This is a genomic window from Pseudomonas sp. PD9R (assembly GCF_019200975.1).
Lineage (GTDB): Bacteria > Pseudomonadota > Gammaproteobacteria > Pseudomonadales > Pseudomonadaceae > Aquipseudomonas.
The window spans coordinates 26112-34243 of record NZ_JAHTMR010000032.1 but is presented as its reverse complement, the minus strand read 5'-3'; the positions used below and the strand labels follow the sequence as shown (position 1 = coordinate 34243).

The following is an 8132-nucleotide window of genomic DNA, read 5'->3' as shown; positions in this document are numbered from 1 at the left end:
CGCCATGCTCATGAAAGCGAAATACCTGCTCTGATCCAGTTTGCCAAACGGCTAAAGGCTTACTGGCGGGGCATCGTGAGTCGGGTTCGCTGGCCGATGCACACCGGTCAGTTGGAAGGAATAAACAATCGAATAAAGGTCATCAAGCGGATGGCGTACGGTTACCGGGATAGCGAATTCTTTTTCATGAAGATCAAGAGCGTCTTTCCCGGCAATCCGTGATGAACCATTTTTTTTGGTCAAAAAAAGGGACGATTTTGATTCACGTTGGTCTTTGATCGGGTAACAAATCCGATACGGCCTTCAAAAATCGCTGCTTCACTGGCGTAGAGGGCTGGAAGAAAAATCAACAGTGTGGCTTTGACGTTATGAGCGTTCTTGCTTATCGAAGAGACATCGACGGCTTGCGAGCAGTCGCCGTGATCGCCGTGGTGCTGTTTCATTTCGGCGTTCCGGGGTTTACCGGCGGGTTCGTCGGCGTGGATGTGTTTTTTGTGATTTCCGGTTTCCTGATCACGTCGATCATCTGGAACCAGCGGCAAGCTGGACGTTTCAGCTTTGTCGATTTCTGGGCGCGGCGGGCGCGACGCATCCTGCCGGCGTTGTTTGCGATGATCCTGGCTGTGCTCGCACTGGGCTGGTTCCTGATGGCGCCCAAAGATTACGAAGAGCTGGGGCGCTCGGCGCGTTATCAAGTGTTGTTCGTGTCGAACATCCTGTTCATGCGCCAGGACGGCTACTTCGATGTCGCCTCCGACCTCAAGCCGTTGCTGCATACCTGGTCGCTGGCGGTTGAAGAGCAGTTCTACATCGTATTTCCGTTGCTGCTGACGCTGCTGTCGAGTCGCCTCAAACATTGGCGTCTCGCGCTATTAGGCGTTTTGCTAGTGTCTTTCGGGCTGAGTGTCTGGGCCGTTCAGGTCCATCCGGAAAAGGCATTTTTCCTGCTACCAATGCGTGCCTGGGAATTGTTGGCCGGGGCGATGTTGGCGATCGCGCCAGCGCGGCAGTGGCGGCTCAAACCAATGGCGGCGCAGTCGCTTAGCCTGGCTGGGCTGGGCCTGATCCTGTTGGCGGTGTTCGGTTACAACAAGAACACGCCGTTCCCCGGAGTGGCGGCGCTGCTGCCGGTTCTTGGTGTGATGGCGCTCATTGGGTCCAACGGTCATCGCACCACCTGGGTTGGCCAAATTTTGAGCAGTCGGGTGATGGTCGGCCTCGGACTGGTTTCCTATTCCTGGTACTTGTGGCATTGGCCGGTGTTCGTTTTCGCCAGTTATGCCAGCGTCGATCAGCCGAGCGCCTTGGACAGCGCCGGGTTGATTCTGCTGAGCCTGGTGCTCGGGTACCTGTCCTGGCGTTTCGTAGAGACGCCGTTTCGCGAGCGGCGGCTGTTGGCAGGGAGGCGGCAGATTCTGCTGGCGGGTGCCTGTGGTGTGCTGGTGCTCGGGTTGGCCGGGCAAACCTTGCGCTGGACTGACGGCTTGCCGTGGCGTTTGCCCGATCAGGCGCTGCAATATGCCAAGGGCCGCGAATGGCGGCCGGAGCTGATGGCGTGTTTGGCCGACGACAAAACGCCGGACGAAAAATTGTTCTGCCACTACGGTGTGGCAAACGTGCCTCCTCGGGCACTGGTGTGGGGCGACAGCCATGCAACGGCGCTGATCCCGGTGTTTGACGATGGCGCCAAAGAGCATCACATCAACGTGATGCTTGCCAGTTCCGCTGGCTGCATACCGGTGCAAGGCCTGGAACACGACCCGCGTTGCGCCCGCTTCAATCGTCGGGTCGAGCAGGCCATGGTGCCGCAGGACGTGACTGATGTGGTGCTGGTGGCCCGCTGGAGCCTGTACCTGTACGGCGACGCCAAGGGTGACTTGGGGCATGCGTTGAAAAACCGGGACGGGCAGTATGACCGCCGGGTTGCCGAACAGCGTCTGAGTGAAGGCTTGCGTGCGCGGGTTCAGCAATTGCGTGCGGCCGGGCATCGTGTCTGGCTGGTCAAAGAGGTGCCGTTGCAGGCTTTCAGTCCGCCGTATCGGCTCAGTCGGCTGGCGATGTTGAATCGACCGGTCGACGATGTCGGGTTGGCACTCGCCGAGCATCTCAAGCGTCAGGCGTTCATCAGTCAATTGTTCGCTCAACTGGCGCAAGATCCTGCCGTACGGGTGGTGGACCCTGCATCACGGCTCTGCGAAACGGCCGGTCTGTGCCGCGTTCAATCCAATGGTTACTCGCTGTACACCGATGACAATCACCTGTCGGAAATTGGTGCGCGTCGGGTGGCGCCGGTACTGGAGCCATTGTTTATCGGCCTGAGTGCCGAGGCGAAGCTGGACACCGGCAATGTGAATGCAGCCAACTAAGCAGCGACAGGCTGCCAGCGGACGGCAGAGCAGGTAGGATGTACGCCTATTTTAGGGGTGCCATCGTCAATGAAATTCAAGGATCTTCGGGATTTCGTGCAGCAGCTTGAGCAGCGCGGAGAGTTGAAACGCATCCAGATCCCCGTCTCTCCAGTGCTGGAGATGACCGAAGTCTGTGACCGCACGCTGCGGGCCAAAGGCCCGGCGCTGTTGTTCGAAAAGCCTACCGGGTACGACATTCCGGTACTCGGCAACCTGTTCGGCACCCCCGAGCGGGTGGCCATGGGCATGGGCGCCGAGTCGGTCAGCGAGCTGCGCGAAATCGGCAAGCTGCTGGCGTTTCTCAAGGAGCCCGAGCCGCCGAAGGGCCTGAAGGACGCCTGGTCCAAGCTGCCGATCTTCGGCAAGATCATCTCGATGGCGCCCAAAGTCGTCAAAGACGCGATCTGCCAGGAAGTGGTCATCGAAGGCGACGACGTTGACCTCGCCCTGTTGCCGGTGCAGACCTGCTGGCCTGGCGATGTCGCCCCGTTGATCACCTGGGGGCTGACCGTCACCAAAGGTCCGAACAAGGACCGCCAGAACCTGGGTATCTACCGTCAGCAAGTGATAGGTCGCAACAAAGTGATCATGCGCTGGCTGAGCCACCGCGGTGGCGCGCTGGATTATCGCGAGTGGTGCGAAAAACATCCTGGCCAGCCATTTCCGGTGGCTGTGGCGTTGGGTGCCGATCCTGCAACCATCCTTGGCGCGGTGACGCCAGTGCCCGACAGCCTCTCCGAGTACGCATTCGCCGGCTTGCTGCGTGGCAACCGTACCGAATTGGTGAAGTGCCGGGGCAACGACTTGCAAGTGCCCGCCACCGCCGAAATCATTCTTGAAGGGGTGATTCATCCGGGCGAAATGGCTGACGAAGGTCCGTACGGCGACCACACCGGTTACTACAACGAAGTCGACAGTTTCCCGGTCTTTACCGTCGAGCGGATTACCCATCGCATCAAGCCGATTTACCACAGCACCTACACCGGCCGTCCACCGGATGAGCCGGCGATTCTGGGTGTCGCGCTGAACGAAGTGTTCGTGCCGATCCTGCAAAAGCAATTCCCGGAGATCACTGACTTCTACCTGCCGCCCGAAGGTTGCTCGTATCGCATGGCCGTCGTGACCATGAAGAAGTCGTATCCGGGGCATGCCAAGCGGGTAATGCTCGGTGTCTGGTCGTTTTTGCGACAGTTCATGTACACCAAATTCGTTATCGTCACTGACGACGATATCAACGCACGGGACTGGAACGACGTGATCTGGGCCATCACCACGCGCATGGACCCCAAGCGCGACACGGTGATGATCGAAAACACGCCGATCGATTACCTCGACTTCGCCTCGCCGGTTTCCGGCCTGGGTTCGAAGATGGGGCTCGATGCCACGCATAAATGGCCAGGCGAAACCACGCGCGAGTGGGGTCGGGTGATCGTCAAGGACGAAGCCGTGACCCAGCGGATCGATGCCATCTGGAACCAGTTAGGAATAGATTGATGCGTGTAACCTTGCAGCCCTCCGGAGCAGTGCTGGATATTCTGCCCGGCGAGCGGATTCTCGATGGCGCACGCCGTCTGGGCTACGAATGCCCGCAAAGCTGTCGCAATGGTAATTGCCATGTGTGCGCCGCGCTGCTGGTAGAGGGCCGGGTCGAACAGGCGGGCGGTGTGCGCGACCATGGCGAGTTCTACACTTGCATAGCAGAGCCGCTGGAAGACTGCATCGTGCTGTGGGATGGCGTGCTCGCGCTGGGAGAATTGCCGGTGCGCAGTCTGTCGTGTCAGGTCACCAGTTGCACCGACGTCGGCGGTGATACCTGGCGGGTCCGATTGCGGGCCCCGGCCGGCAAGCCACCGCGTTATTACGCGGGGCAGTACCTGATGATTTATCGGGATAACGGCGACAAGTCGTCGTTTTCCCTGGCGTCGGCACCTTCTGGTGGGCGCGATCTGGAAATTCATGTCCTGGCGCGCGAAGCCAGTGCGTTAAACCTGATCAAACAACTGCAACGCGACACGATGGTGCGCATCGACATGCCGTTCGGTGACACGCACCTGGCCGAGTTGCCGGAGGGTCCGTTGGTGTTGATTGCCGCAGGTACTGGAATGGGTCAGGTTCATGGCCTGATCGAACATTGCCGCGCGACTGGCTTCAAGCATCCGGTGCATTTGTATTGGGGCGTACGTCGTCCCGAAGACTTCTATGAAATCGAACATTGGGACGAGTGGCTGAAGTTGCCCAATCTGTTCCTGCATAAAGTCGTCAGCGACCCATGTGGCTGGCCGGGGCGCTGCGGCATGCTGCATGAAGCGGTGTGCGAAGACTTCCCTGACCTCAAGACCCTGCATGTGTACGCCAGCGGCTCGCCGGCGATGGTCTATGGCACGCTGGATGCGCTGGTGGAGGCCGGAATGGACGCCCATCAAATGCGCGCTGACGTGTTTGCGTACGCGCCTAGATCCTGACGCTACCCCCCCCTGTAGGAGCGAGCCTGCTCGCGATGGACTCAAGAACGCTGCGGGCAGCCTGGCTTCCGGCGTAATCGTTAACGACCATCGCGAGCAAGCTCGCTCCTACAGGTTATAACTCTCCATATAGCCTATTGGTATTTATAGATTTGTATAAATACCGGTAGGTTATAACTCGATCAGGCAATAATTTAAGAACTGTGCCATGGCACTTAAATTGCCTTAAAACATATGTGCCTTATTGTTACAGCGGTGCGTTCTATTAAGTAATTCTTCACCCGCGGGGAGCTGAACGCTATTCGCCATGAGCGCCATTGAATCTTCGATTTTGAATCTGGCTTACCCTCCGCGGCTCGATCTGGGGCCGCAGCTCACCCACGAACAACTACTCAGCTCGATGCAATCGACCATGGCGCGCCACAAGGGCGGGCCAGTGTGGTTGTTCGCGTATGGATCGCTGATCTGGCGTCCCGAGTGCACGGCGGTTGAACGCGTACGCGGGCGGGTGCATGGCTACCATCGCGGTTTGTACCTGTGGTCCCATGAACATCGCGGCACGCCGGAAATGCCGGGCCTGGTGTTTGGCCTGGATCGCGGCGGCTCCTGCAGTGGTTTTGCCTATCGCTTGCCGGAAGAGCAACTGGACGCTTCGCTGTACGCGTTATGGAAAAGAGAGATGCCATTCCCGTCCTATCGACCGCACTGGCTCAACTGCCGACTTGAAGACGGTAGCCAGGTTCAGGCGTTGGGATTCGTCCTGGAACGTCACCTGCCCAGCTATGCCGGCAACTTGCCTGATCACGTACTGAATCACGTGTTCGAAAACGCTTGCGGGCGCTACGGCACCACTCGCGACTATGTCGAGCAGACCGCCAACGCCCTGCGTAGCCACGCCATGCCAGACCGGAATCTGGAGGCGCGGCTCAAGCGTTGTAAATCAACGTCTGATCAGGCGAGTGCTTCTTCGCGGGTCTGACTGGCGATTTGTTTGTGCCCCAGCGTGGGTGCCAGGAATGCCATCGCCAGCAAACAGGCGGCTACCAGCAGGATGAAACCGCCATCCCAACCGAAGTAGTCCACCGTGTAGCCCATCAAGGCACTGGCCGCGACTGAACCACCCAGGTAACCGAACAGGCCAGTAAAGCCTGCAGCCGTCCCCGCCGCCTTCTTCGGCACCAGTTCCAGCGCTTGCAGGCCAACCAGCATCACCGGGCCGTAGATCAGGAAGCCGATCGCGAACAGCGAGATCATATCGATCATCGGGTTACCCGGCGGGTTCAACCAGTACACGATCGTCGCGACGGTCACCAACGCCATGAACACCATGCCGGTCAGGCCACGGTTGCCACGAAAGACCTTGTCCGACATCCAGCCGCACAGCAACGTGCCCGGAATGCCTGCCCACTCATAAAGGAAATACGCCCACGACGTCTTGTCGAAGTCGAAGTGCTTGACCTCTTTGAGGTAGGTCGGCGCCCAGTCCAGGATGCCGTAGCGCAACAAGTAGACGAAGACGTTGGCCAGGGCGATGAACCAGAGCATTTTGTTGCGCAGCACGTATTTGACAAAGATGTCCTTGGCGCTGAATTCGTCTTCGTGGCTGGCGTCGTAGCCTTCCGGGTAATCGTTTTTGTACTTCTCGATCGGCGGCAAGCCCGTCGATTGCGGAGTGTCGCGCATCACAATGAAGGCAAATACGGCGACCAGCAGCGCCACGGCGGCCGGTACGTAGAACTTGCTGTGCCAGTCGTTGAACCAGCCCATGCCGAGAATCGCCAGCGGGCCGATCAAGCCACCGCCGACGTTATGCGCGGTGTTCCACACGGAAACCACACCGCCGCGCTCTTTCTTCGACCACCAGTGCACCATGGTTCGCCCGCTCGGCGGCCAGCCCATGCCTTGCGCCCAGCCGTTGATGAACAACAGGATGAACATCATGGTCACGCTGGACGTCGCCCAAGGTGCGAAACCGAAAACGAACATCACCCCGGCGGACACCACCAGGCCGAACGGCAGGAAGTAACGCGGGTTGGAGCGGTCGGACACAATGCCCATCAAAAACTTGGACAGACCGTAGGCGATCGCAATCGCCGACATGGCCACACCCAGTTGGCCTTTTGTATAGCCTTGGGCGATCAGGTCCGGGAAGGCCAGGGTGAAGTTCTTGCGCAGCAGGTAGTAACCGGCATAGCCAATGAAAATCCCGGCGAAGATCTGCCAGCGAAGGCGTCGGTAGGTGCTGTCTATTTTTTCTTCAGGCAATGGAGCCTGATGTGCGGCAGGACGAAAAAAAGCAAACATTCAAGAGCTCCAGATTTCTTGTTTTGACTGCGGATGCGAATGTTACAGTTTCGTTACCGAAAATAGCACCGGTTCGCATTGGCCAAACAGCGGAAATATTGGAGATCGCATGTTCTTTTACGAACATGTCGCTCAGGTGTAAGTGAAGGACGCTGTAGGAAGCGTTACCTCTGTCGCTTTGATGCGCTTCGCTTGCCCGGAGTAGGGCAGGTTTTGGGAAATGTCCTTCGATTGAATGGGACGTCGCGACGTTCTGTTCCAGGTCGCCGAGCTTTAACCTTTGTGCTGGTGCCAGGTTTGGCATTGCAGTGGCGAAGGAGAGGGGTTATGCGGTGGTTTGCGTGTGTGCTGTTGCTGATGGTGTCGGTCGATATCAGGGCTGGGGAGGTTTTTCTGATACCAGAGGACACTCCCAAGCCGATTTACCCAAGTGCGTTATCCAGGGCAGGGATTGTCGGAAATGTGCGGGTCAGCTTCATGGTCAGCGCCGATGGTTCCGTCGGTAAGGTGAAGATTCTGGAAAGCGACCACCCGGATCTGGCGGAAGCCACCACAACGGCGATAACGAACTGGCGGTTCAAGCCGTGGAGGGTGGGCGGCGAAAATCCGGTCGAACAGGAAGTAATTGCGCCGATGGTGTTCGGCCTTGATGCTCCGAATGGCATCAACCATTGGCTCAAAGAACTGAAATGCCGCGAGGTCAACGAAGGCGTTGTTCGTACCGTGGATTACCACTGGGTCGATTTACCCGCGTTTCATTACACCCGTGCGTATCTGTCGAGTGGGCTCTTTCAAAAACAAATGTCAGCTGAGCAGCGTCTAGCGTTGATCGCCAAGTTGAACAAGCGTGTGCCGGCCATTGCCAGGCAATGCCTGAACAGCCCTGTCTCCAGATATATTCGGTTTTTACCCGAGGATATTCGGAAGCTGCTTTAATGTGGGAACCGAAAAAAAGCGC

At 58.2% G+C, this 8132-nt stretch carries 7 protein-coding genes; 6 read left to right on the top strand and 1 reads right to left on the bottom strand.

Annotated elements, in window-relative coordinates; genetic code table 11:
• From KUF73_RS30765 to KUF73_RS30745, 5 genes are all read left to right on the top strand, one after another.
• Positions 1 to 222 (top strand): transposase (locus tag KUF73_RS30765; protein WP_218441692.1); only part of this gene is annotated, 222 nt, incomplete at its 5' end.
• Between the two features lie 146 nt (positions 223 to 368).
• Entirely contained in the window at positions 369 to 2366 is a 1998-nt protein-coding gene (locus KUF73_RS30760; RefSeq protein WP_218441691.1) for an acyltransferase family protein, read from the top strand.
• 69 nt (positions 2367 to 2435) lie between these two features.
• Entirely contained in the window at positions 2436 to 3902 is a 1467-nt protein-coding gene (gene ubiD / locus KUF73_RS30755) for a 4-hydroxy-3-polyprenylbenzoate decarboxylase (RefSeq protein WP_218441690.1), read from the top strand.
• Positions 3902 to 4870, top strand: a complete 969-nt coding sequence (locus KUF73_RS30750; RefSeq protein ID WP_218441689.1) for a CDP-6-deoxy-delta-3,4-glucoseen reductase — start codon at positions 3902 to 3904, stop codon at positions 4868 to 4870. The genes ubiD and KUF73_RS30750 overlap by 1 nt, the downstream gene beginning before the upstream one ends.
• A 307-nt stretch (positions 4871 to 5177) precedes the next feature.
• Positions 5178 to 5849, top strand: a complete 672-nt coding sequence (locus KUF73_RS30745) for a gamma-glutamylcyclotransferase (protein WP_218441688.1) — start codon at positions 5178 to 5180, stop codon at positions 5847 to 5849.
• Here KUF73_RS30745 and glpT read toward each other — a convergent pair.
• A complete protein-coding gene (gene glpT, locus KUF73_RS30740) occupies positions 5822 to 7174 on the bottom strand; it encodes a glycerol-3-phosphate transporter (protein ID WP_218441687.1) in 1353 nt (450 codons plus the stop codon). The genes KUF73_RS30745 and glpT overlap by 28 nt on opposite strands.
• 327 nt (positions 7175 to 7501) lie before the next feature.
• Between glpT and KUF73_RS30735 the strand changes: the two genes are divergently transcribed.
• Entirely contained in the window at positions 7502 to 8110 is a 609-nt protein-coding gene (locus tag KUF73_RS30735; RefSeq protein WP_218441686.1) for an energy transducer TonB, read from the top strand.
• The last annotated feature ends 22 nt before the right edge of the window (positions 8111 to 8132 follow it).